The organism is Nitrospira lenta (assembly GCF_900403705.1).
GTDB lineage: Bacteria > Nitrospirota > Nitrospiria > Nitrospirales > Nitrospiraceae > Nitrospira_D > Nitrospira_D lenta.
Map to the genome: position 1 here is coordinate 345463 of NZ_OUNR01000016.1, position 22146 is coordinate 367608.

At 58.6% G+C, this 22146-nt stretch carries 23 protein-coding genes and 1 tRNA gene; 17 read left to right on the top strand and 7 right to left on the bottom strand.

Features of this window, described 5'->3' with window-relative positions:
• The first annotated feature begins 29 nt into the window (after positions 1-29).
• Positions 30-1097: a DEAD/DEAH box helicase gene (locus NITLEN_RS11425; protein WP_121989736.1), complete on the top strand. Its 1068-nt coding sequence runs from the start codon at positions 30-32 to the stop codon at positions 1095-1097.
• Between the two features lie 27 nt (positions 1098-1124).
• Here NITLEN_RS11425 and NITLEN_RS11430 read toward each other — a convergent pair whose 3' ends face one another.
• Together NITLEN_RS11430 and NITLEN_RS11435 are read right to left on the bottom strand one after the other, a co-directional pair.
• On the bottom strand, positions 1125-2126 hold the full coding sequence (locus NITLEN_RS11430) for an omptin family outer membrane protease (RefSeq protein ID WP_181416815.1): 1002 nt from the start codon (positions 2124-2126) through the stop codon (positions 1125-1127).
• Positions 2123-2389 carry a hypothetical protein gene (locus NITLEN_RS11435; RefSeq protein WP_121989738.1) on the bottom strand — a complete coding sequence of 89 codons (267 nt, stop codon included), beginning with the start codon at positions 2387-2389 and terminating at the stop codon, positions 2123-2125. Before NITLEN_RS11435 ends, NITLEN_RS11430 begins: the two co-directional genes overlap by 4 nt.
• Positions 2390-2943: 554 nt before the next feature.
• Between NITLEN_RS11435 and NITLEN_RS11440 the strand changes: the two genes are divergently transcribed.
• The 3 genes from NITLEN_RS11440 to glgB all read left to right on the top strand — a co-directional run bounded on the left by NITLEN_RS11440 (position 2944) and on the right by glgB (position 9355).
• Entirely contained in the window at positions 2944-6399 is a 3456-nt protein-coding gene (locus NITLEN_RS11440; protein WP_181416816.1) for a LamG-like jellyroll fold domain-containing protein, read from the top strand.
• Between the two features lie 138 nt (positions 6400-6537).
• Positions 6538-6614, top strand: a tRNA-Arg gene (locus NITLEN_RS11445).
• A gap of 533 nt (positions 6615-7147) precedes the next feature.
• Positions 7148-9355 carry a 1,4-alpha-glucan branching protein GlgB gene (glgB, locus tag NITLEN_RS11450; protein ID WP_121989740.1) on the top strand — a complete coding sequence of 736 codons (2208 nt, stop codon included), beginning with the start codon at positions 7148-7150 and terminating at the stop codon, positions 9353-9355.
• Between the two features lie 10 nt (positions 9356-9365).
• Here glgB and NITLEN_RS11455 read toward each other — a convergent pair whose 3' ends face one another.
• Both NITLEN_RS11455 and NITLEN_RS11460 read right to left on the bottom strand, forming a co-directional pair.
• Positions 9366-9914, bottom strand: a complete 549-nt coding sequence (locus NITLEN_RS11455; RefSeq protein ID WP_121989741.1) for an FKBP-type peptidyl-prolyl cis-trans isomerase — start codon at positions 9912-9914, stop codon at positions 9366-9368.
• An 86-nt stretch (positions 9915-10000) separates the two neighbouring features.
• Complete coding sequence (locus tag NITLEN_RS11460; protein ID WP_245924439.1) at positions 10001-10567, bottom strand: YcbK family protein; 567 nt, start codon at positions 10565-10567, stop codon at positions 10001-10003.
• Between the two features lie 262 nt (positions 10568-10829).
• On the opposite strand from NITLEN_RS11460, the gene NITLEN_RS11465 reads away from it, so the two are divergent.
• The 4 genes from NITLEN_RS11465 to NITLEN_RS11480 all read left to right on the top strand — a co-directional run bounded on the left by NITLEN_RS11465 (position 10830) and on the right by NITLEN_RS11480 (position 12746).
• The gene (locus NITLEN_RS11465; RefSeq protein WP_121989742.1) at positions 10830-11195 is read left to right on the top strand and encodes a response regulator; all 366 of its coding nucleotides are present in this window, start codon (positions 10830-10832) and stop codon (positions 11193-11195) included.
• Between the two features lie 175 nt (positions 11196-11370).
• The gene (locus NITLEN_RS11470; protein WP_121989743.1) at positions 11371-11715 is read left to right on the top strand and encodes a PilZ domain-containing protein; all 345 of its coding nucleotides are present in this window, start codon (positions 11371-11373) and stop codon (positions 11713-11715) included.
• A 1-nt stretch (position 11716) separates the two neighbouring features.
• Complete coding sequence (locus NITLEN_RS11475) at positions 11717-12151, top strand: response regulator (RefSeq protein WP_121989744.1); 435 nt, start codon at positions 11717-11719, stop codon at positions 12149-12151.
• Between the two features lie 166 nt (positions 12152-12317).
• Positions 12318-12746, top strand: coding sequence for a VanZ family protein (locus NITLEN_RS11480; protein ID WP_121989745.1), 429 nt, complete (start codon positions 12318-12320; stop codon positions 12744-12746).
• On the opposite strand, the gene NITLEN_RS11485 is transcribed toward NITLEN_RS11480, so the two are convergent.
• The 3 genes from NITLEN_RS11485 to NITLEN_RS11495 are packed head-to-tail and all read right to left on the bottom strand — an operon-like array spanning position 12730 to position 15842.
• Positions 12730-13158, bottom strand: a complete 429-nt coding sequence (locus NITLEN_RS11485; RefSeq protein ID WP_121989746.1) for a glycine zipper family protein — start codon at positions 13156-13158, stop codon at positions 12730-12732. The genes NITLEN_RS11480 and NITLEN_RS11485 overlap by 17 nt on opposite strands.
• Positions 13159-13203: 45 nt before the next feature.
• Positions 13204-14058 carry a hypothetical protein gene (locus tag NITLEN_RS11490; RefSeq protein ID WP_121989747.1) on the bottom strand — a complete coding sequence of 285 codons (855 nt, stop codon included), beginning with the start codon at positions 14056-14058 and terminating at the stop codon, positions 13204-13206.
• A gap of 41 nt (positions 14059-14099) precedes the next feature.
• Complete coding sequence (locus tag NITLEN_RS11495; RefSeq protein ID WP_121989748.1) at positions 14100-15842, bottom strand: SagB/ThcOx family dehydrogenase; 1743 nt, start codon at positions 15840-15842, stop codon at positions 14100-14102.
• A 232-nt stretch (positions 15843-16074) separates the two neighbouring features.
• Here NITLEN_RS11495 and NITLEN_RS11500 point away from each other — a divergent pair, with 232 nt between their 5' ends.
• The 9 genes from NITLEN_RS11500 to NITLEN_RS11540 all read left to right on the top strand — a co-directional run bounded on the left by NITLEN_RS11500 (position 16075) and on the right by NITLEN_RS11540 (position 22123).
• Positions 16075-16488 (top strand): hemerythrin domain-containing protein, encoded by a 414-nt coding sequence (locus tag NITLEN_RS11500; protein WP_121989749.1) that lies wholly within the window; start codon positions 16075-16077, stop codon positions 16486-16488.
• A 125-nt stretch (positions 16489-16613) separates the two neighbouring features.
• The gene (locus tag NITLEN_RS11505; RefSeq protein ID WP_121989750.1) at positions 16614-17036 is read left to right on the top strand and encodes a hypothetical protein; all 423 of its coding nucleotides are present in this window, start codon (positions 16614-16616) and stop codon (positions 17034-17036) included.
• Positions 17037-17258: 222 nt separating this feature from the next.
• Positions 17259-18032, top strand: a complete 774-nt coding sequence (locus NITLEN_RS11510; RefSeq protein ID WP_121989751.1) for a tetratricopeptide repeat protein — start codon at positions 17259-17261, stop codon at positions 18030-18032.
• A gap of 156 nt (positions 18033-18188) precedes the next feature.
• Complete coding sequence (locus NITLEN_RS11515; protein ID WP_121989752.1) at positions 18189-18785, top strand: acyloxyacyl hydrolase; 597 nt, start codon at positions 18189-18191, stop codon at positions 18783-18785.
• A gap of 22 nt (positions 18786-18807) precedes the next feature.
• The gene (locus NITLEN_RS11520) at positions 18808-19551 is read left to right on the top strand and encodes a hypothetical protein (RefSeq protein WP_121989753.1); all 744 of its coding nucleotides are present in this window, start codon (positions 18808-18810) and stop codon (positions 19549-19551) included.
• A gap of 116 nt (positions 19552-19667) precedes the next feature.
• Entirely contained in the window at positions 19668-19985 is a 318-nt protein-coding gene (locus tag NITLEN_RS11525; RefSeq protein WP_121989754.1) for a tetratricopeptide repeat protein, read from the top strand.
• 15 nt (positions 19986-20000) lie between these two features.
• Complete coding sequence (locus NITLEN_RS11530) at positions 20001-20201, top strand: hypothetical protein (protein ID WP_121989755.1); 201 nt, start codon at positions 20001-20003, stop codon at positions 20199-20201.
• Between the two features lie 21 nt (positions 20202-20222).
• The gene (locus NITLEN_RS11535) at positions 20223-21320 is read left to right on the top strand and encodes a hypothetical protein (RefSeq protein ID WP_121989756.1); all 1098 of its coding nucleotides are present in this window, start codon (positions 20223-20225) and stop codon (positions 21318-21320) included.
• 2 nt (positions 21321-21322) lie between these two features.
• Positions 21323-22123: a class I SAM-dependent methyltransferase gene (locus NITLEN_RS11540; RefSeq protein ID WP_121989757.1), complete on the top strand. Its 801-nt coding sequence runs from the start codon at positions 21323-21325 to the stop codon at positions 22121-22123.
• Positions 22124-22146 lie beyond the last annotated feature (23 nt).

Here is a 22146-nt window from a genome sequence, read left to right on the forward strand (position 1 = left end):
GCATCCAGTTCTCAGCCGACGGAGTGCGCATGACCACTGACGAACTCACACAACTCCTAGTTCAGCAACCGATTGCGGTCCTCCATAAATTATCGCGCGGCCGCGTGCACCGGCACTTTCGGGCAGGCAAGCGCCGCCTGATCGAACTGCTGCTGCAACACTCCTCCCAAAACCTCGCCGGCCTCGAATCCGATTTACAAGCTCTGATTAGTGAACGGGATGCGCAGCCGCAACTCGCACCGACGCCTGCCAGACAGACGCCGCCGCGGCACACCGCTCCTCCTCCAAACAGAAGGCCGCATCGGGCACATGAACCGGAATCCACCGACCCTGGAGTCTCCCTTGCAGCCTGGCTGGAAGGGCTCGGCGTGCCGAGTCCACAGCCCTTTGTTCCGGATCCCTGGCAGGAAGAGGCCTTGGCAGGACTGGCGGAAACAGATGTGGTCGTGAGCGTGCCGACCGGCAGTGGAAAAACCTACGTCGCCGTGGAAGCCGCGCGACGCGCGATGGATGAGAATCGGACGATCATCTACACCTCCCCGCTGAAGGCGCTCTCGAATACCAAGTTCACCGAATTCTCCAAGATCTTCGGGAGCGACCGCGTCGGGATTCTGACGGGAGACCGGCAGGATAACAGTCAGGCGCCTATTCTCATCATGACCACGGAAATTCTCCGCAATCTACTCTACGACGCCGCCAGCGGTGAAATCGATGTGCGCTTGGATACGCTTGGGCTGGTGATTTTAGACGAATCGCAATATCTGGCAGATCCGGAACGGGGCGTCGTGTGGGAAGAAACCATCATTTTCTGTCCCTCACAGGCGAAGCTGCTGTTGCTCTCCGCCTCCATCGGCAATCCCCAAGACATCGCCGACTGGCTCACGTCTATCCGGCCCTCTCCCTGCCGCCTCGTGCGCCACAGCAAGCGCACCGTTCCGCTGCGAGCAGGCTTTCTCCACCCTAACGGCAAGCTCACCCCGCTCTTCCGCACCGCCGGCATTCCCTACGGCCATCCGGGACAGCTCCACCCGGAAGCCAAACGGCTGTTCCTCCAATATGAAGAGGACACGCTGCCGTCCGGACGACCGCGCCGTTGACGATAGTTCTTTCTGTTGTGGATACGACTAGAAGGCCGCAGTAAGCCCGATCGTGGCCCCGTGGCGAATGGTCTGAAACTCGCGAAGCGGCGCGGATTCTGATGCCGATCCCACCGGGTGATTTTCCCACGTCCCGGTGAATGTCCGGTTCCACCAGACGCGATAGCCCATAGTCAGCGCGACATTTCTCGCGAGCATGAATTTCATCCCCGCGTCGGCATTCGCGCTCATTCCTAGCCCCCACATCGTAAAACTAGGGCGTTGAAGGTCGGCACGCAATTCATGCCGATCTTCGTTATACACAATGCTGATCGGACTCGCCGCGAGTTTTCCCTCAAGGCTAAACCACCGGGTCAGTCGATATTCCGTCTGAATGCCGGCACGGAACGGGGTAATCCAATGCGTGGTGTTGACGATCGCCAAGGCCCCTAGATTGCTCACGGTCCCGGCGGCGCTGCAGGTAAAGGCACCAGACGGGTTACAGACTTCTTGGCGAACACTGCGCGCCTCATACTTCGTTCTCCAATACTGAAACCCTCCGAATACATCCAGGTAGCCACGATTGCCGCTGAATTCGGCCACTCGCTGGCCGCCATCAAGGTTGAGATACCAGGTGCCATGTCCGGTCGTATCACTATTGGTTCGTGAATAGAGATGCTGGCCGCCCGTTGAAAGATAGTCATCGTCGGTCATTTTCCCGCGATCAAAATCGACGGAAAACCCCACGTCACCACGCAGAAACCAGCGGCGCGACAAATTGATCTTGGCCCCCAACTCCATAATCTGCGTATTGTTATCTTTGTACGTTAGCTTTGAGGTGGGATTCCCTAGCCGCGAATCCAGCCCAGAGGCATCGTGACTCCACTTCGTTTCGCCGTTCGTGAACATCCAGGATCTAAGTGACAGTTCGACGCGCTGCCGAGCGGCCTGCTCCACCTCTTCAGCCGAAGCGAATACCGGAACAGATAGGAGGCTCACCCCGATCAAAATCCCAAAGATTATGCCCTTGCGCATCGTACATTGACTCACCGTCTCATTCCTCCCCGCTGAATGACCACCGTATCCACACAGCGATCGACTGTCTCCGGCATGACCCGCTGACAAGCCGCCCGGATATCCGCCTCATTGTGCTGACGCTGGATCACGAAAGAGAACCACACCAGCCACGTACCGATGACGGCCGCCACAATCGTGCCGACAAGAAGCGCACCCCAGAGTCCCCAGGAGCTCCCATGAGACGAGCAGGCGCACCCGCCGTCGTGACCGAGTGGTTCTGTCTGCTGTGCGTGCATAGGGAGTCAAGCTCCAACGGAAATCTTCCAAATCATACCTGAGCACCTTGCAGCTGAATAGCGTTTTACTTTTATGCGCCAACATCCACTGCGCTGAGAAGAACTTTCTCTACGACTCCTGAGAGCAGCTGTCGATCTTGTACCTGGCGACACCACGCTTCCCATCTCCGATCCAGTACCCCGGCTCACGGCAATCCGAATCTACTCAACACGGCGCTTCATGACTTTCACCGCCCCATTTGTCGGTGAAGGCCGCTGCGTACAATCCTACAATCAGCAAGTCGTCTCGCAATCCAGCCGCGAGCCGCACATCCTTTTCACGAGCCATTTCGTAGGCATTTCACGAAATTTCCGCAGAAACTTCGCCTGAAGAGACGGCGGCACAGTCATTGCTCAAGCCACCTCCCGCAAGGGTTCTCTCTCGGTTGTTTGTCGGCGCTAAAAAGTGGATCACCCACCCTCTGATCACTGGCTCTGCTGACTGCACATCGCGAACGGCCCCATCCAATCGGAATTGTCGTTGCAATAACTCACTCTGGATCATGGTGTACCGAATGCCTGGAAATTTGTTTCGTGCGCTGTGCGCAGTCCTATTCGCAACGTGTTTTGCAACAACGCTGCACGCTCAAACCGGCCCGACCTCCGGTCCTTTGCGCATCCATCCGACCAACCCGCGATACTTCGCCGACGCAACCGGACGTCCCGTCTACTTGACCGGATCGCATATCTGGCACAATCTGCAAGACGGGAATGCAGCGGCTTTCAACTATTCCGCATACCTCGACCAGCTACAGGCCAACAATCATAACTTCATCCGCCTCTGGATCGCCGAATCTCCCCAGGCTGACATCGCCCTCATGCCGGCCCCTGGTTTTACTGGAAACACCCCCTGGTATCAGAAAGCCACCCCTCTACCCTACGCGCGAACAGGGCCGGGCACCGCGTCCGACGGACTCCCAAAATTCAACCTGGCGCAATTCAATCAAGCGTACTTCGATCGATTGCGCGCACGTGTGATAGCAGCCCGCGACCGAGGCATTTACGTCAGTATCATGCTGTTTAATTTCCGGGATGTCTGGAACGCGAATCCGGCCACGCCCGGCCGGAACGTGTGGCGCTACCATCCCTACAATATGAATAACAACGCCAATGGTATCAACGGAGATCCCAACGGCAACGGCAATGGTGAAGAAACGCATACCCTGCAGCTTGCCGCCGTGACACAGCTTCAAGACGCCTACGTCAGAAAGGTCATCGACACGGTCAACGATCTGAACAACGTCATTTTCGAAATCTCCAATGACGATCAACCGGGCGACCCAGCGTGGCAGGCATACGTGGCGGCACTGATCCGAACCTACGAGGCCGGGAAAGCTTCCCAACATGCCGTCGGCATGACCGGAACTCCGGGCGCCGGAAACGCCGCCCTCCTCAACGGTCCGGCGGACTGGGTCTCCTTCGCGGCGGGATCGTTCAACAACTCCGGCGACCCATTCATCAGCAGCCCTCCGGCTACCGACGGAACCAAAGTCAGCCTCCTCGATACAGACCATCTCGGTTACGCGCTCTTTCAAAACAATCCATCGGCGACAACCATGTGGGTATGGAAAAGCTTTCTCCGTGGGCACAACCCGATCCTGATGGAAGACTTACAGGGATCCGCCGGTTGGGTGGCGGGACGCTCCGCCATGGGACATACTCGCGCCTATGCGATCCGGATGGACCTGTCTCCCGTAGCCCCGCGAAGCGCGCTCTCGACCACCGGCTTCTGCCTCGCCAGCCCCGGTCGAGAGTACTTGGCCTACCAACCGGGATCCGGAAGCTTCTCCGTTGACCTCGTGTCAGGCACCTACACCTACGAATGGTTCAACCCGACCACCGGTACAGTCGCCGCCACAGGCACCGCCGGTGCTTCCGGAGGCCCTCAAGTCTTCACTCCGCCATTTAGCGGCCCGGCCGTGCTGTATCTCAAATCAAACACCACCCTCACTTCCACGGCCTCGGCCGATGCCACCGCCATGGGTCATTGGCCATTTGATGAAGGCGCCGGAACAATTGCCGGCGATAAAACCGGGAACGGACTCCATGGCACACTGGTCAACAGCCCTACCTGGAGCGCGGGCAAGACAGCGGGAGGACTCACATTCGACGGCACGAACGACTACCTGCAAATCTCGAATCCCGGCTCGCTCTCGCCGCAAAAACTCACCCTCTCCGTGTGGGCGAAACCATCAAGCTTTGCCAATCCCGATTGGAACTCCACGCTGGCGAACGTAGGCCTCCACGAATGGACGGATGGATATTATGGGTTGGCCATCGATACCGATGGAAAACCCCTTGCCCTCCTGAACATTGGGGGAGGAGAGCAAAACGCCTACTACATCGAAGGGGCTGCAATCAGCGTCGGGCAATGGCACCATTTTGCCCTCTCCTATGACAATGCCACGTTACGGCTGTACGTAGACGGAGTTGCAGCGGGCAGCCTATCAATTAACAGGATCAGGACGAGTAACGCCGCGCCGCTCCTCGTGGCCCGGCGGGGAGATGCCGGCTATCACTTCAAAGGCACGCTCGACGATATCCGCGTTTTCAGTCGTGCAATGACCGTAACGGACATCGGCGCCATCATGCAAGGCATCGCCACGACCTCGATACCATCATCCTCGATAGATACAGCCTTAACAACTGCCGGCACCACCACGACTGCCGGATCAACTACGTCGACCGCCACCGCATCTGGCACCGCGATCATCGGAACCACGACCTACCGGGCTTCGACGGACTTTTCCGGCGTCCAGGGACAACGGGGCTGGTGGTATCTCGATTCCACAGAAACACGCCTCACATTCAACACAGCGGCAAATTCGTGGCAAGGATCGGAGTCCTACCTCCAACTTACCGCCAATGACGGGCATCCGGGCGCCACACGTGACGCAGTCCGCCGCTGGGTCGCCCCCGGCGCCGGGACTGCGCAGATCTCCGGCACCGTCCGAGATCTCAATTCCGGTGGCGGCGGCGGCGTCACCGTCGCCATTCGCAAAGGCACCACCGTCCTCTGGCAACAATCCATCGCCAACGGCAACACCACCGGCGTCACCTTCAATGTCTCCACCACGCTCGCCGCCGGAGACGCCGTGGACTTTGTGATCAACCGCGGCGCCGACGGCTCTAACTCCTATGACACGACGGCCTTCGACCCCACCATTAGCTTCGCCTCCTCCACCACGACAACGTCTCCCACCACCCCACCGCCCACGGGCTCCTCGGCAGCTGGTACAACCTATCGAGCCTCAACGGATTATTCCGCCGTCCAGGGCCAACGCAACTGGTTCTATCTCGACTCTCTCAGCAACCGCATGACCTTTAATACCGCCGCCAATGTCTGGCAAGGCCCGGAACCGTACATGGTTCTGGGGAGCAACTACGGCCATCCAGGCACAACTCTCGACGCGGTCCGCCGCTGGGTCGCCCCCGGCGCCGGGACTGCGCAGATCTCCGGCACCGTCCGAGATCTCAATTCCGGTGGCGGCGGCGGCGTCACCGTCGCCATTCGCAAAGGCACCACCGTCCTCTGGCAACAATCCATCGCCAACGGCAACACCACCGGCGTCACCTTCAATGTCTCCACCACGCTCGCCGCCGGAGACGCCGTGGACTTTGTGATCAACCGCGGCGCCGACGGCTCTAACTCCTATGACACGACGGCCTTCGACCCCACCATTATCTTCGCCTCCACCACGACAACGTCTCCCACCACTCCGCCGCCCACGACCGGAACCGCAGCGGTCACACTCTCATGGAACAAAAATACCGAATCGGACTTGTCGTTTTATCGCGTGTACTATGGCACCAGTTCGAGAAATTATTCGAATTCGATGGGGGTAGGCACGGCGCTCTCTTCGACAATCAGCAATCTCACACCTGGCACGATCTACTACTTCGCTGTCACGGCCGTCGACACCAGTGGTAACGAAAGTGCTCCTTCGGGAGAGGTCGCGATCAGCCGATAGCCAATCCGATGCGGTCATTGCCGGACTCCTGGCAGCATACTCATCGGGCGCTGACTTGACCCACAGGAGCCCGGACATGTATAACCACGCCCTACCTCTTGCTGTCTGGGCCTTAGCGCTTCTTACTCAAGAGACCATGCGCCCGTAGCTCAATTGGATAGAGCATCTGACTACGGATCAGAAGGTTACAGGTTCAAGTCCTGTCGGGCGCACCACTCGCTCCCTGTTTCTCCTTTCAGTTCACCCTTCCAGCAACCCGCTGTAACAACAATCCTGTGAGCAAAAAGACACCTCTCTACCCGGTGGATGAGAACAGTTCCTGTGTGGGTTCAAGGTTCTAGTGCAACACCCGTATCCTGCAGCTTCCAGGAATGAAGGAGTTGCACATAGCCCTCAACCAACGGTTGACTCTCATGGAACGAGAAGAACTCAGTCGTCTGTTAGCGGCCAGGTAGAGTCTGCGCACTGCGGCGCGTGCCAAGCACGATGCCGCGGGAACTTGCTCAGCACCACACAAGTCCCATCACCTATCAGGCGGTCCCAGCCCATCACCGCGCCCACCCGTGGGTCCATCACCGACTTCGCCTCGCCGTGTTGACGCAGCTCAATGACCGCCAGCGGAAAATTCTAAACTGACACAGTCCGGCTCAGGTCATTCATCCACTGCGGTACCAGGATCTTGAATGCACACCCCTCCTATTCGCGTTTTCCGCTTCCCTATGATCAAGTGACGCTTTAGGATAGGCCTATGACAACCTCTACCGCACTCAAGCAGGACGACCTCGAACGACTCATCTCCGGCACGCACTGGAACCCGCGCGCGATTCTCGGCCCGCATCCGAACCCTCAAGGCCTGACTATCCACGCCTGGCTTCCGTTTGCCGAATCTGTTGAAATTGTGCCTGCCGGTCAAACCACTCCGGTCCCAGCCAAGCGCATCCACGAGGCAGGCCTCTTTGAAGCCATCCTCCCCAAACAGAGTGACGCGCTCCACTATAAGATCCGCACTCGAGCTGCCGACGGCACCATCACGGAAGGCCATGATCCCTATGCGCTGCCGCCGCTGCTGACCGATTTTGAGTTACATCTGTTTTCTGAAGGCACATTTTATCGCGCCTACGAATCGCTGGGAGCCCACATTCGCACGGCAGAAGGCATCACCGGCGTGCATTTCGTCGTCTGGGCACCCAATGCCGCGCGCGTGAGTGTGGTCGGTGAATTCAATCGCTGGGATGGCCGTTGCCACCCAATGACGAATCGAGGGGCGACGGGGCTCTGGGAACTCTTCCTCCCCGAACTACCCGACGGTAGCCTCTACAAATATGAGATTCGACCGCGCGGCCAGGACGCCGTCCTGACCAAGGCAGACCCCTATGCGCGCGCCGGCGAGCTTCGTCCCCGCACCGCCTCGATCGTGCGTGACCTCTCCGGTTTCACCTGGCACGACGAAGCCTGGATGACCGCCCGCGCGCAGTGGAATCCCCTGCGTGCACCGATCTCCATCTATGAAGTCCATCTCGGATCATGGATGCGGGTACCGGAAGAGGAGAATCGCTGGCTCACCTACCACGAGCTGGCTGCCCGACTCATTCCCTATGTGAAGGACCTCGGCTATACCCATATCGAACTCCTCCCCGTCACCGAACATCCCTTTGATGGATCCTGGGGCTATCAAGCTACCGGCTATTTCTCTGCCACCAGCCGCTACGGCACGCCGGAAGACTTCATGGCGTTTGTCGATGCCGCCCATGCGGCCGGTATCGGGATCATCATCGACTGGGCGCCTGCGCATTTCCCTGACGATCCGCACGGCCTCGCGTTCTTCGACGGCACCCATCTCTATGACCATGCCGATCCTCGCCTCGGCTATCACCCGGACTGGCATAGCCGGATCTTCAATTACGACCGGCCGGAGGTGCGCAACTTTCTCCTGAACAGTGCGCTGTTCTGGCTCGACACCTATCACATCGACGGCATACGCGTGGACGCTGTCGCCTCGATGTTGTATCTCGACTACGGACGCAAGGTCGGCGAATGGATCCCCAATCAGTTCGGCGGCCGCGAAAACCTGGGCGCCGTGACACTGCTCAAGGAACTGAATGTCCTCGTGCATCGAGACTTTCCCGGCGCCATGACCATTGCAGAAGAGTCCACTTCCTGGCCGGGCGTGTCTCGCCCCACCTATACCGGAGGGCTCGGGTTTACATTCAAATGGAACATGGGCTGGATGCACGACACGCTCGACTACTTCGCCCATGAGCCGGTGCACCGAAAGTTTCATCAAAACCAGATCACCTTCGGCCTGCTCTACGCCTTCACGGAAAACTTCGTCCTGGTCCTCTCGCATGACGAAGTGGTACACGGCAAGCGCTCGCTGATCGGGAAAATGCCCGGCGATCCCTGGCAACAATTCGCCAATCTCCGGGCCCTGTACGGATACATGTACGGCCATCCTGGGAAGAAGATGCTGTATATGGGCAATGAGTTCGGGCAATGGCGGGAATGGAACCATGACGCCAGTCTGGATTGGCATCTCTGCGAATATCCGCCCCATCAGGGGTTACAGCGTTTTGTTCGAGATTTGAATCATCTCTACCAGCAAGAACCGGCGCTGCACCGGGTCGATTACGAATGGAATGGATTTCAGTGGATCGATTTCAACGACACGGAGAACTCCGTCATCGCCTTCCTTCGAAAGGCGGAAGACGTCTCGGAATCGATTGTCTGTGTGGGAAACTTTACACCGGTTCCCCGACACCACTACCGCATCGGCGTCCCGACCGCGGGGCACTATCGAGAGCTGCTCAACAGCGATGCCGAACTATATGGAGGCAGCAACATGGGGAACTCCGGCGGCATACGCGCCGAGGGCAGCCCATGTCATGGCCTGCCCTATTCACTGAGCCTCACGCTTCCACCGCTTTCCATGCTCTTCTTCAAGCTGCAGCGAGAGTAGCGGCCCTCGCCTACTTGACCTTGGCGTCAGCGCGGATGTCCAAAATTTTGACGTCGAAGTACAAGGTCTTCCCGGCCAGCGGATGATTGAAATCCAGTACCACGGAATCCTCTTTCACTTCCGTCACATGGGGAAACAGCGATTGCCCTTCAGGCCCCCTCGCTTCCAATTCAGCCCCGACTTTCCACGCATGCTCCGGGACTAGGGCCTTCTTCACTTCCTGAATGGCTTTCGGATCCACCTCGCCATAGGCATCCACCGGTTTCACCGCGATGTGCTTCTTCTCCCCGACCGCCATGCCCTCCAGCGCTTTCTCCAGCCCGGGGACAATTTCCCCCGCGCCCTGCTGATAGGTCATCGGCTCACCGCCGACATTCGATTCCACGACCTCTTTCTCGTTCAGCTTCAGCGTATATTCCAGCGACACGTGCTTCCCCTTCGAGACCACGAGCTTCGTCGCACCATCAGCCGTCTCGGCTTGAATCAATGTCGCACTGCCGAACATTCCCATCGCCGCAACCAGGCACACACATCTCAGAGTATCGAGACGAACGTTCATACCATCCTCCCCAAAAATAATGAGTCGCTACAGGCGGGACCAGAACACGAGGATACCGCGATACAGGCACCGGTCGCTACCGGCGTTTACCAGTACCGGAAGGCTCCGGAATCCAGATGCACGAATTTCGAACGAGGATAATAGCCGATGCCGCCGTAGCCCAATTCCAGCGCAGCCTGTCGAATGACCTTGGGATGAATGCCCGGAATCTGTATATCGATAGCCTGCCCCTGCATGTGCAGGCTATTCTTCGCCGCGCGACGGCCGGCGCGAACGAGTTTCGCATTATACTCCGGAGAGCGATAGCCGGAGACGATATGAATCTCCCGGTCACCGCCTATCTTTTTTTGCACCAGATTGACATGTTCCAACACCCGCACATCGATCGCTGAGACTTCACCGGTCGCGTGGCACCGCAGGATATGATTGATATCGTCCAGCGCGTCCAAGTCATACTCGCCGGCCTCATTCCGATACGTCACGTCCAGCCGTTCATCGGTCCAGACATTCAAGAAGGTCAACTGGCCCTCAGGAAGCGCCGCCGCCGCGACACGCGGGGGCCGGAGCCCGGGCAGCACCGCGAGCGCCAAGACCATCACGGAAGTTTGCAAAAACGTACGCCGGGTCCAGGCCCGATTCGAATCAGTTGTCACAACGATACGCTCCGAAGAAGGTGTATTGCAGAAAACCGGCAGCAGATGAATCGAGTTTTACCAAAAAGGATCGGATCGGTCAATGAATATTCATTCAATCGATTCTTCACTCTTGTCCGTTCCGTGTCGATACGTCGATACGATGTTGCGCGTGATCGGCGCGGAGGGAACAATCCACGACCTAAACCAGGCGCAACCATTTTCTTCCTAGACACTCAGCTGGCAGACGAGTAATATCATCGGGAGAGAGTAAGGAAATTCCATGGCTACCATTTTGATCATCGACGACGAAGAATCCATCCGCCATCTCCTCCGCGAGGTGTTGGAAAGGGCCGGACATCAGGTGCGTGAAGCGTCCAACGGCCGCGAAGGGCTTGAGACCTATCAACAGCATCCGGCGGACTTGGTCATCATGGATCTGCTGATGCCAGATACTGACGGCTTGGAAACCACACTGCAACTGACGCGCGAATATGTAGACGCCAAGGTCATCGCGATTACTGGCGCGCAAGGTGATCGAAACTTTCTTGACGTCGCAAACCTTTTCGGCGCCAGACGGACATTCCAGAAACCCTTCGACCTCAACAAGCTCCTCCAAGCCGTGCAGGAAGAGTTGGTCGCCCAGTAGCCCATTCCCGTGCCCGACAGTCCCAGCCTGTCTCCGCCGACATCATTTTCCAATCACATCCGATCCGTTGCACCTCAAGTTGACTACCTGTTGCGCCGATGAAGGTGGGCAGAAACCAGTCCTCGTGGACTCGGTATACATCGCGCGTTAACACAACTCCGACAGGTGCATCAGCATGGGATACCATCGAAAGAGCCCGCGATTCGGCGTGAATTTCGGCAGCACCTTCGCCGGCGACGCCCTGGCCGGCCAGGGCACCATCACCAATCTGTCCGTAGGCGGCTGTAGCGTCGACTCCAAGATATCGCTACCGACCCAGAGTGTGGTCGGACTGAAAATCCAACTCCCGGACTCCCAGTGGCCGCTGGAGATCGAGCAGGCGGTCGTCCGGTGGGTGCGAGGCAATACCTTTGGCCTGGAGTTTCAAGCGCTGTCGAATCCAAACACCACCCGTCTCCAACAACTTCTGCAAGACCTCGATCAAGGGCCGCTGGTGGTCATGCACCGCGCTGCGTATTGATATGGAAACACGCGCAACCATACTCGTCGTCGATGACAGTCCGGACTTTCAGCTCTTCATGAAAGCCCTACTGACTGAAGAACACTACGCCGTCCGCTCTTCCGGCGATACGCTCCAAGCAACGGGCGTCGCGCTCCGAGACAAACCCGCACTCATTGTGCTGGATCTCGGGATTCCCGGCGGGGATGGCTGGGTGTTACTCGACCGGCTCAAAACGAATATCTTAACCAAACACATTCCCATCGTGATCGTAACGGGACAAACCAAGAGCGGACTCGAACACAAATCCCGATTGAGAGGAGCGGACGGATTTTTCCGCAAGCCCATCGACAAACAGGCCTTCATCGGCACGATCACGACCATCCTCGCCGCCCACCCTCCTACCCACCACACTCCATCTCCATTCCCTCCGACAGCACCGCGCTTCCTGCCCTAGGCTCGGACCAATAGGCAACCATGGCCGCAGCCATCGGCGAACCGCTCCATCATGGGCGCGCGATGATAAAAACAGTATTTACTGGAAGTCTTTCTCGAGGATCTGAGAGGATCACGGAAGCGGTGGTGCCGAGATACGCGACCTTGTAGGAAACTGTCCGACGATCATGCAGCTGATTCTCTGGATTCTATACGGCGTTCTCATTCTCGCCAGCGGCATCTATGGATCCGACTTTGTCGGCCATTCCCATTGGGACTATGTTATTTGGATTCCGCCGCTCGACGAGATACAGACCTTCCAATTCTGGCTCGACATTGTGGTGAATGTCACCCTCTATGCCCCCTTTGCCTTCCTCTTTCTCCAATATCGGAATTCGACTCATCGGTCCGCTCTCGTCACGGCCGTCCTGTTGGGATTACTCCTCTCCTGTGCGGTCGAACTCTATCAGGTCTATTCACACAATCGCCGCCCGTCGCCCTTAGACATTGCCTGCAATCTGAGCGGTACCATCATCGGAACACTCCTCTGGAAAGCTTGGCGAAGATCTGCGCGGCAGACTCCACAACTGAAAGCACCGGCTATTCCCATCCCATAGGTTCATAGCCGCGCTCTTGCAGACAGCGATTCACAAACTGCTTGAACGCCTGACTCGGTGGCGATTTTCTAAACAGGCCGCGGAGCAAGCCGCCGGTTGCCCCACTTGCCGCTCCGACCATCGCACCGCGTCCCGGACGCCCGACGACCGCCCCACCCACAGCCCCGGCCGCCGAGCCGATCGCGCCACCCGCCGTCGTACTCCCGGCTACCTGGCCGCTCTTCCCCTGACTCGGCGTCGCGCCGGCTTCTTTTGCCATGGCAGAACAGTCCTCGATATCCTGTTCCGCAACAGACTCCCCGACCTGGCGAAAATGGGCGTTGGGATAGAGAATCGGCTTGGGTGCCGCGCAACCGGACATCAGGAGGAGACAGGACAGGAGAATCCAAAACTGGTGGGATGGTGATTTCATCTCATGAGCTTGAACGAACTGGCGCAAGACCCGTTTACCAGTCTGCTAGCGGCCACCCGATAGTTCCTTCCGGACAAGCCCGCGCATCATCACAGGATCGTTGTAGGCCACCTCGCTCAACGCATCCAGGATGTGAATCCCCTTGGATGCCGCCAGGTCCTTCGCCTTCAGATAATTTTTCGCCCCAAACCGCGCCACCGACGACTGGCCATTCACAATCTGGCATGCCAGCACCTCCGCGCCGACTTCCAGCGTGCCACCCTCTTCGATCAGCTGCTTGGCCTGCGCTACCGTAATCGCGTGCAACTGCGCAAACTCCTCCAACCCGCCCGTCTCGACCAGGCGTCCGTCTGGCATGATGCAGAGCCGTTTGAAGTGCGGCGACCAATCCTTGCGAAAATCGATGTACTTGATATCGCCGCCCTTCGCGACGGCGCGATCGATCATGCGATAGTCCAATCCCAGATTCTTCTGCTCCAGCTTTTCCTTCAACTCATCCGGCAAGGTGCGATGGAAGATCTCATAGGCCGCCTCGGCCATCGAAAGCGACCGCGCCCGGGCCAAATGCTCCGTCTCGGCAAACTGCATCAGATCCAACACGAATGTCCGTTTCGGCAGCGCGCCCGTCGAATCGATCACACAGGCAAAAAGCCCGCGCGTCAGAAGTCCGCCCTCGGCGGGATAGACGTAGACGCCACCCTGGCCGAGCAACTCCGTCATCGTTGCCACCGGCACGCCATAACTTTCTGACAAAATCTTGGCATGGCCAGGCAGATCTTCAGGAAGCGTCATCGCGCAGGCCGTCACATTTCCTGGCGCATCAGCCTCCGAATAATCTTCGATCACGTTATAGAGGACCGGAAGTTTCGGTTTCTCGATTTTCTTCTTGATCTTAAACATAAATAACTTCCATCCAAACTATTGGTTTTACACGCTATCGTCTACTGCCGCTGAAGATGGTGATAGGGCGGCAATGTCATCATGCGGCGATCTTCCACCGGTCCGCCGATCGTAAAATGATAGAGCGATTGGAAAGACAAACCCTGAACTCCCAGCATCTCATGAACCGGATCGTCGAAGAAACAGCCGATCCCGGTCCCACGCACCCCGGCAGCTTCCGCCTCCAGATACAGCACCTGGCCGAGTAAACCAGCCTCCCAGAACAACCGAGGATAAAACCAGGCACCCGCCTGGCGCAAGCGTCCCTCAAATTCAGCCAACATACCCAGCGAAAATGCGCTGTCCGCAGCGATCTCCTGATGGCAGCTCACCTGCGCTGCCGCACGCTTGGCATCGCCTTCCAACAACCAATAGAGCGGGAGATCTTCAGGGCATCCCGGCGGCGGCGTCCAGACTAGCTCCGGATTGAGTGACTGTTGAACCAGGCTGAGCTTCGTCTGATCCCGCACCAAAACATAGAGGCCCGGCGTGAGCCCCTCGACGCGATGCACAAAAATCATCAAATGAATCGCCGGCGCGTGGGGCCACAGATCCCAGGGCATCGGCCGTTCCAACTGAGGACGCTCGGCGCGCGGCATCACCCGCTGCAAAATCCGAAAGAACGTCGCAGCTGAAATCGCCGTCCGTCCGTCAAATGACACCGCACTGCGGCGTTGACGGATGATTTGCCCGGCCGGAGGCTCGACCTCATGCGTCATGCCTATCGCTTCATTCGCTGTAGGGAGAGGGCGCGACAACACCGGCTGCTCTTGCGACAACTTCCACGAAGCATCGGCTACCTGGTCGATCGCATCCCAGTGCACTCCGTGCTCCCCGCTCAGTCGGTTCGCCTTCCCCTGCCACGACACCGTCGAGAGATCCTTCACCAAGGCCGCATCGAGGAAGAGGGGGATTTCTTCACCCTCAGGTCGCACCACCTCGCGAGGCCACAGCACACAGAGACAATCTGGATGCTCCGGTTCGACGCCGGCAAAATCATCCACACGATGGGTGCCCAGTACCATTGCCACGGTGTTTTGATCCACGCCGTCCAGCAACGCCATGCTCCACCCCAATGTTGCCGCTGCAATCCGCGCAGATCCAAGGGCATGTCCGACGTCATGATTGCAATAACGAAACGCCCGCTCGCCATACTTCCAGGCTTCCCGCCAGTGCACCGACGAGAGGCCGAACAGAAATGCGCCCGGGGGAAACGGAGCGAGCAACCGCGCGATCAACTCAGCCGGAAACGCCGCCCGCCACTCCAGCCCATGCTCCCTCGGCGCATAGTGATAGAGCCCCGGTTGCATGGCGAGTCCATCGATCTGCGGCAGAACGATATACCCTTCCGTCGGATGCAGATTACCTGAGGAGGGATTGCTCCGCAGCGCCCATTCCGTCTCCCCGCCTTTCTTCCAGGCTGACAACGCCAATGCACACTCAAAGAACCTGGATAGCGAACGCAGGGTGACTGGCTGAACGGGAACCGCCCCCGGCCGATAGATCGCGTCATAGCCGGGCGAGATAGGCTCCTCATCCGGCTTCAGCAGCGGCAGCGGGATCAGCTCCGCACCGGCGAAGCGCCGAAAGGGATCAGGCTGATTCGCCCAATCGAGGAATCCCATCGACCGGGCATAGCGGTTGAAGTAATGCTTCGTCTGAAGATGATAGCGGATGACCTGATCGACCGGATCGGCTGAAACAGAGTCTGCGGCTGGAGAGACAATCGGCTTCTCGGTACTCATTGCAATAGTGAGGACAGTCTACAGAGCGGTGGGGAAGAAAGTAAACGCGCCAGCGCCGTGCACTTCTTCGTTCAACAATATTGTCTTGAGCAGACTAGACCGCTGCCTTTGCACCTGACAGCCGGCACTCTGTGGATTCATCGCCAACTGCCGTTTCACCAGGATACCTACACATTTCATCACTTCCGTCCGATAAGAGTCTATTACATTCTATTTTCATGGGAGCTGTATCATGGCTGGACTTATTCAGGAATTGAAAGAACATCACGTCCACTTACTCTCGATTCTGCAATTGGCCAAACTCAATGGCTTCGCCACACTGGAAACCAGGGAGCTGTTGCGCTCGGCGCGAACGACGCTGCTGGATCATCTGCGCAAGGAAGATCTCGAACTGTACCCGGTCTTGCGTACGGCGGCGGCGAAGAATCCCGCCGTCAAAGGAACGCTGGACACATTTGCCGCGGACATGGCCGACACCTCGAATCTGGCCATCGCCTTCTTCAAGAAATGTGATCAAGGCGGAACCGATCACGACTTATCGAAGGAATTCGGTCTCCTCATCGCCAAGCTGCGCAGTCGCATTCGCCGTGAAGAAGAACTGCTCTACCCCCTTTTCGAGCAACTTACCGCAAAACCAGCGGCCTAGCCCCTCACGGATTTCCACAGCCCGGTGCCGTTGACCACCTGACAGCTGCGCCATCACTCGCCCGCGATCATTGACCTCCCTTTCTCTCTCCACGTATCCTGCTCCCACACACACGAGGCCCAACCATGCAATTCGATGCAGCCCTTGCCGCGCAAGCGGCATTTGAAGAAGCAGAACCCGAACTCGGGTCCGACTGGGAAACCGCCGCTGATCTGGAAGCCACTTTTTCATCCAACGCCGGATCGACGGCGCGGGAAGCCTATGAAGGATTACTCTCGCTGGCAACCCGCTACCCACAGGCCCATGCCTTTCAGGCCTTCTGCATCTACATCACCTGGCAACAGGTGACGGAACAGACGATCGCGCACCACTTCGAGACCGGGTTGCGGCTCTCTGAATCCTACCTGGCTTCGCGCGACGGCAAAGACCAGCAACACCTCGATTACGTCACCGAACTCATGGAATCGTTTCGTGCAGGACTGGGATTGGACGAGGAAGACGACATTGTCGTCGAATTCAGAAAAGACACGCCGAAAGGCGGCGACTAGCGGGAACAGACCGGATCAGGACGGGTCTTCGGCTGCCGGCTGATGACTGCATGGCGGCGGCTCCGGATCGGCTTCATCGAAGCCGCAATGCGGACAGGGCATACAGACCGGTCCGTCACAGCAATGATAGATGTACGCTCGACCGCAGCGTCTGCAATGGGTATGCGCCATACGTAAGATCGCACGGTAGCAAACTTCCGCCTCTCGCTCAAGAGTCGCCGCATGTCCGATGATGACAAACACCGCGCCAGAATTTTTCTCCACCGCGGACAGCTGGCTCACGCCAAAGATGCCTATGAACAGGCCGTCGCGGACGATCGTCTCGCCGGCAATCCCCGCGAACTCTCCGCCTCGCTCGGCAATCTCGGAAATGTCTGCGCCCTGTCGGGCGATTTCGAAAAGGCCGAGGCCTGCTATCGGGACGTACTGGCGATTCAACGGACAGAACAAGACCGACAGGCCGTCGCTCACACCCTGGTGAATCTGGGCAATCTCCACATCGGCGCCGGTCGCCCTGAAAAAGCCCGGCCCTACTACCTTGAGGCGCTCGATCTGCTGAAACCGCTTCATGATGACCGCGCGCTCGGCATTCTGTACCACAACCTCGGCATGGAAGAGGCGCGGCAGGCTCACTGGGACCAGGCCATCGCCCACTTCACAGACGCGCTGGAATCTCATCGCCGCATCGGTAATGAAGAGGGCCTTGCGCTGACCTACAGCCAACTCGGCAACACCTTCCTCGACTCCGGCGCCTTGCGTCAGGCGGAAAAATGCTTGAACAATGCCTCCGAGCATTTCATCAAGCTCGGCAACGCGCCCGGAGAAGCCGCCGTTCTCCGGCTGCTGGCCGCGCTCTATGTTCGTGAAGGGAACGCTCCGTCGGCGATTCGCTGTCTCGAACGCGTCGTGTCGCTCGATCAACACTATCAACTCCTGGAACTCACCAGAGACCGCGCACTGCTCACTGAGCTTCGTCAATCTATTTCACATCCGTAGTCACGCCCTCCGTTCCGCCTTCACTGACGTTTCTCAGATCTTTCTGGACAGATACAACGGCTCTGCTACCGTAGGACCGTCACAGCGATTGCATCAAGTTTTTCCCGCACACAACCGACAAGATACTGACGTACACATGTAGACAAAGGTGAACTCTTGCTGCTACGTGCCTTTTGGTTATTCCTTATCGTCGCCGCCGTCACCACTCCGGTACAGGCGGCAGAATTCACGGCTCCCCAGATCACGGTCGGCACCCAAGAAGTCGGACTCTCTGCCGGCTACCTTCTCCCCCACCGGCTCACAGATGCGCACACGACCAAACAGCAAGGCGTCGCCTTCATGCCGTCCTGGATGATGACCGTGACCGATCCGATGGGTGACAGCTGGTATCGCGGACAAGTCTCCTTGGGGGCCGAAGTCGTCTACATCCAGTTTCAAGAACCGTTCTTGACGCACGGAATGGGCTTTACGCCTAAGATCAAGTACACCTTCGTAGCCCATGACCGGATCCGCCCCTATGCCGAGTTTGCCGGCGGCCCGTTCTGGACCGACCTCGCTGGGAAAATCCCTGAAGAGTCCTCACAGTTCAATTTCGTTCTGACCGCAGGGTTCGGCTGTTCGTTCTTTTTGACACCCCAGACATCATTCAATATCGGCTATCGGTTCCACCATATTTCCAACGCCGGCACGCGATACCCCAACTTGGGACTCAACGCCAGCTTGCCGTTCGGCGGATTTTCGTTTTACTTCTGACGAAGGGGAAGGGACAGAGATCATGAAGTACACCACACCCTCACGCATCGTAGCGGTGCTGATACTCAGCAGCGCGCTGTCTACCGGCTGCACCAGGTCCATCGAGGTCATGCCCTCCGCCGCCACGAGTCCCGACAGCACGCCGGCCTCCATTGCGAGTATTGAGCGCGTGCCGCTCATTCTCGACCAAGTAAAGATCAGCCAGAATGGCGCCCCCCAAAATCCATCCACGGAACTGGATCGCCGCCTGCTCGGCTCGCTGCAGAGCCTCAAGTTGTTCTCCCAGCTCTCCCTAGCCGAACAGGGAGCGCCGGCCGACAACGAGAAAACGCTCACCGCCCATGTGACGATCGATGACGCCATCGACTCCCATCCCGGCGAAGCCGCCTGGAAAGGGTTTGCCATCGGCACCTCCATGTTTCTCCTCGCTCCGGTGATGGACTTTCACTATGACTATGGAACCCGCCTCACCTTGGAAATCGAGCGCTGGGACGGGACCGTCAAGACGTATCAAGCCGAATCCTCCGGCACCGCGCGCTACAATCTCTTCAGCGCCAGTCCGTCGATGATCACGGAACTGAAAGGCCATGTGCTGGAAGCCGGAATCACCGACCTTATGAATCAACTCGTCAAAGATACGACCTTCTACAATGCCAGCAGCGCCCCCATGACGGAACGCACCATCCATAGCGTCAGCGTCAAGACGAAGCGCCGGGGCACGGCTGCCGTGTCCGTCTCCACCTCTGCCCCAGGCAACGCGCGCTAGCGTCCGGTACGCACATTCCCGCTCACCCGCCTCTCCTAGGCGCGACCGGTCACATCATGACCTGGCCTCTCGCCGGCTGCTAATGCTATGATGCGCGTCTCACAGCGGGAGCACACATGGACATTGAAGCCTTTCGTCAAATGGTCGTCAAAAATCCCAAGGGGTTCCTCGGACGCTACGGCCTGGGTAATAAAATTCTGCAGGAAGGCGGCAATCTGGAAGAAGCCGTCGAACACTTGCGCGTCGCCGTGCAACTAGACCCCGTGCATGTCGCATCCCATCTGGCTCTCGGGCGCGCTCTGATCGGCGTGGGACGTCCGGAAGAAGCCAAGCCCGTACTGCAAGCCGGGATCAACGCTTCCGCCTCTGGGCGGGCCAACGGCGGGCGCGACCTCGTTCCCGAAATGCAGATGATCCTCCAAGGACTGCGCTAACCACGGAGACCTCCCATGACGTTAGATACCGCCAGACAGCGCCTCGAATCAGCCATCGCGCAATTCGGACCGCGCGCAGCCCCCATGATCGATCTGGTCATGAATGAAGTGCGTTCCGATATGGGCGCACAGGCGTTCAATGAACTCGTCGATGAGTTCGATCTGGAATTGGAATACAATATCGCGCCGCTCGAGTCCGATTACTCCAACAGTTAACGAACCGCGAGTCACCTGTCTGTGCCACTGATCTGGTCCGCTATTTCCGCCCACGGCTATGGACACGCCGCCCAGGTCGTCCCCGTGCTGAACGAACTGGGCAAGCGGATTCCCGCGCTCCGTATCATGCTCCGCACGAACGTCCCCCGGCATTTTTTCGAATCGCGTATGACCGTACCGTGGGAATTGCGCCCGGCCCAGATGGATATCGGGTGCCTGCAGCACGGTCCCCTCACGATGGATTGGGACGCGACCTGGCAAGCCCATCACGCGTTTCACACACACTGGCAAGCTCGGCTCACGGAGGAAACCCTCGCCATCCAGGAGGCTCGCCCCGATCTCGTCATCGGCAATACGCCCTATCTGGCTATGGCGGCGGGCGCCGCTGCCGGCGTGCCGACGGTGGCAATCGCCAGTCTGAGCTGGGATGAAGTCTTGCGAGAGCACGTCGATCCCAAACAGCCCTGGCACGCCGCTATTCTTGAGGAGATGCGCCACGCATATGGCCAAGCCGATCTCCTGCTGCGCCTCACACCGGGGCTGCCGATGCCGGCATTCCCGCGCGCGCGCGATATCGGCCCGATCGCACAGCCCCTGCCTCCCGAGAGGACGCGTATCCGCCAGCATCTGGGAATCCCGGATCAGGACGCACTCGTCCTCGTGGCCTTCGGCGGAATCCGGTTCGAAGCACTCCCCTTTGACCGCATGGAATCGATGCCGGGCATGCAATTCTTAATCGACGGTCCCGTTCCTCCGAGCAATCGTCGAGTCCATTCCCTCTCCGCACTCTCAGAGCGGTTCAGCACCATCCTATCGTCCGTCGATGTCATCATGACAAAGCCCGGCTATGGAACCACGATTGAAGCCGTTGAGGTTCAGACTCCCGTTGTCTACGTCCGCCGCTACAACTTTGCCGACGAGGACTCTCTCGTCACCTATTTACATCGCTATGGTCGCGGCCTGGAACTTTCTCGTGCAGACTTCCTGGAAGCCCGCTGGGAATCGGCCATACGACAGGCGCTAGCATTATCGACACCAGCCTCCCCGCCACCGGCCGCTACCGGCGCGGCCGATGCGGCCATGCACCTCCTGCCGTTGCTGCAGCCATCAAGAAAGTAACCATGCCGCTCCTGGCCCTCATTGTCACGGGATGCGCGAAGCTCGTGGGGGTTCTCGTCCGATGGCTCACACAGCTCCACCTGTTTCTGTATGGCATTCTGCCGGCGCTCCTGCCGCCCGACCGACTCAGAACCCTCATGCGCCGATACTACGACCTCAGCTATGAACAAGCTGGCACCCGCATTCCCCTCACCGCCTATTCCTGGTCATTGGAAACCTGGGAAGAACGTATATTGACGCAGCACCTATCGCCCCCCGCGACCATCCTCGTTCTCGGAGCGGGGCTCGGGCGTGAGTCACTGGCGCTGGCGCAACGAGGCTATCGCGTGCTGGCCCTGGACGTCGCCCGGGGCGGATTGATCGTCGGCGCCCGCCGCGCTGCATCATTGCACCTCCCCGTTACCTTCATACAGGCGGACTTCCTTACCCTCCCGGTTCAGGCCGCGTCCGTCGCCTACGTCCTCCTCTCCGGCGTGATGTACAGCGCCGTCCCGGGGCGTGCACAGCGGCAAGCATGGTTGCGAAGCCTCCGCACCTGCCTCACGCCAGGTGGCACGCTGGTCTTGAACTACGTGATCGCCCGAGAACCCGACACGGCTCTTACCCGCATGAGTCGACGGTGCACCCGCGCCATCCTCTCCTGGCCGGGAAGCAACCCCACCTATCAGGACGGCGATACCTGCACCAACGACCACTTCATGCACGTGTTCCGCGATGAGCACGAACTCCGTACGGAGATCACCGAGGCCGGCGCGACTCTGATTGAACTGCATTGGCCCGATGGCTACGCGGTCCTCTCCTAAGCCGGCTCCCACCCGCCCTCCGA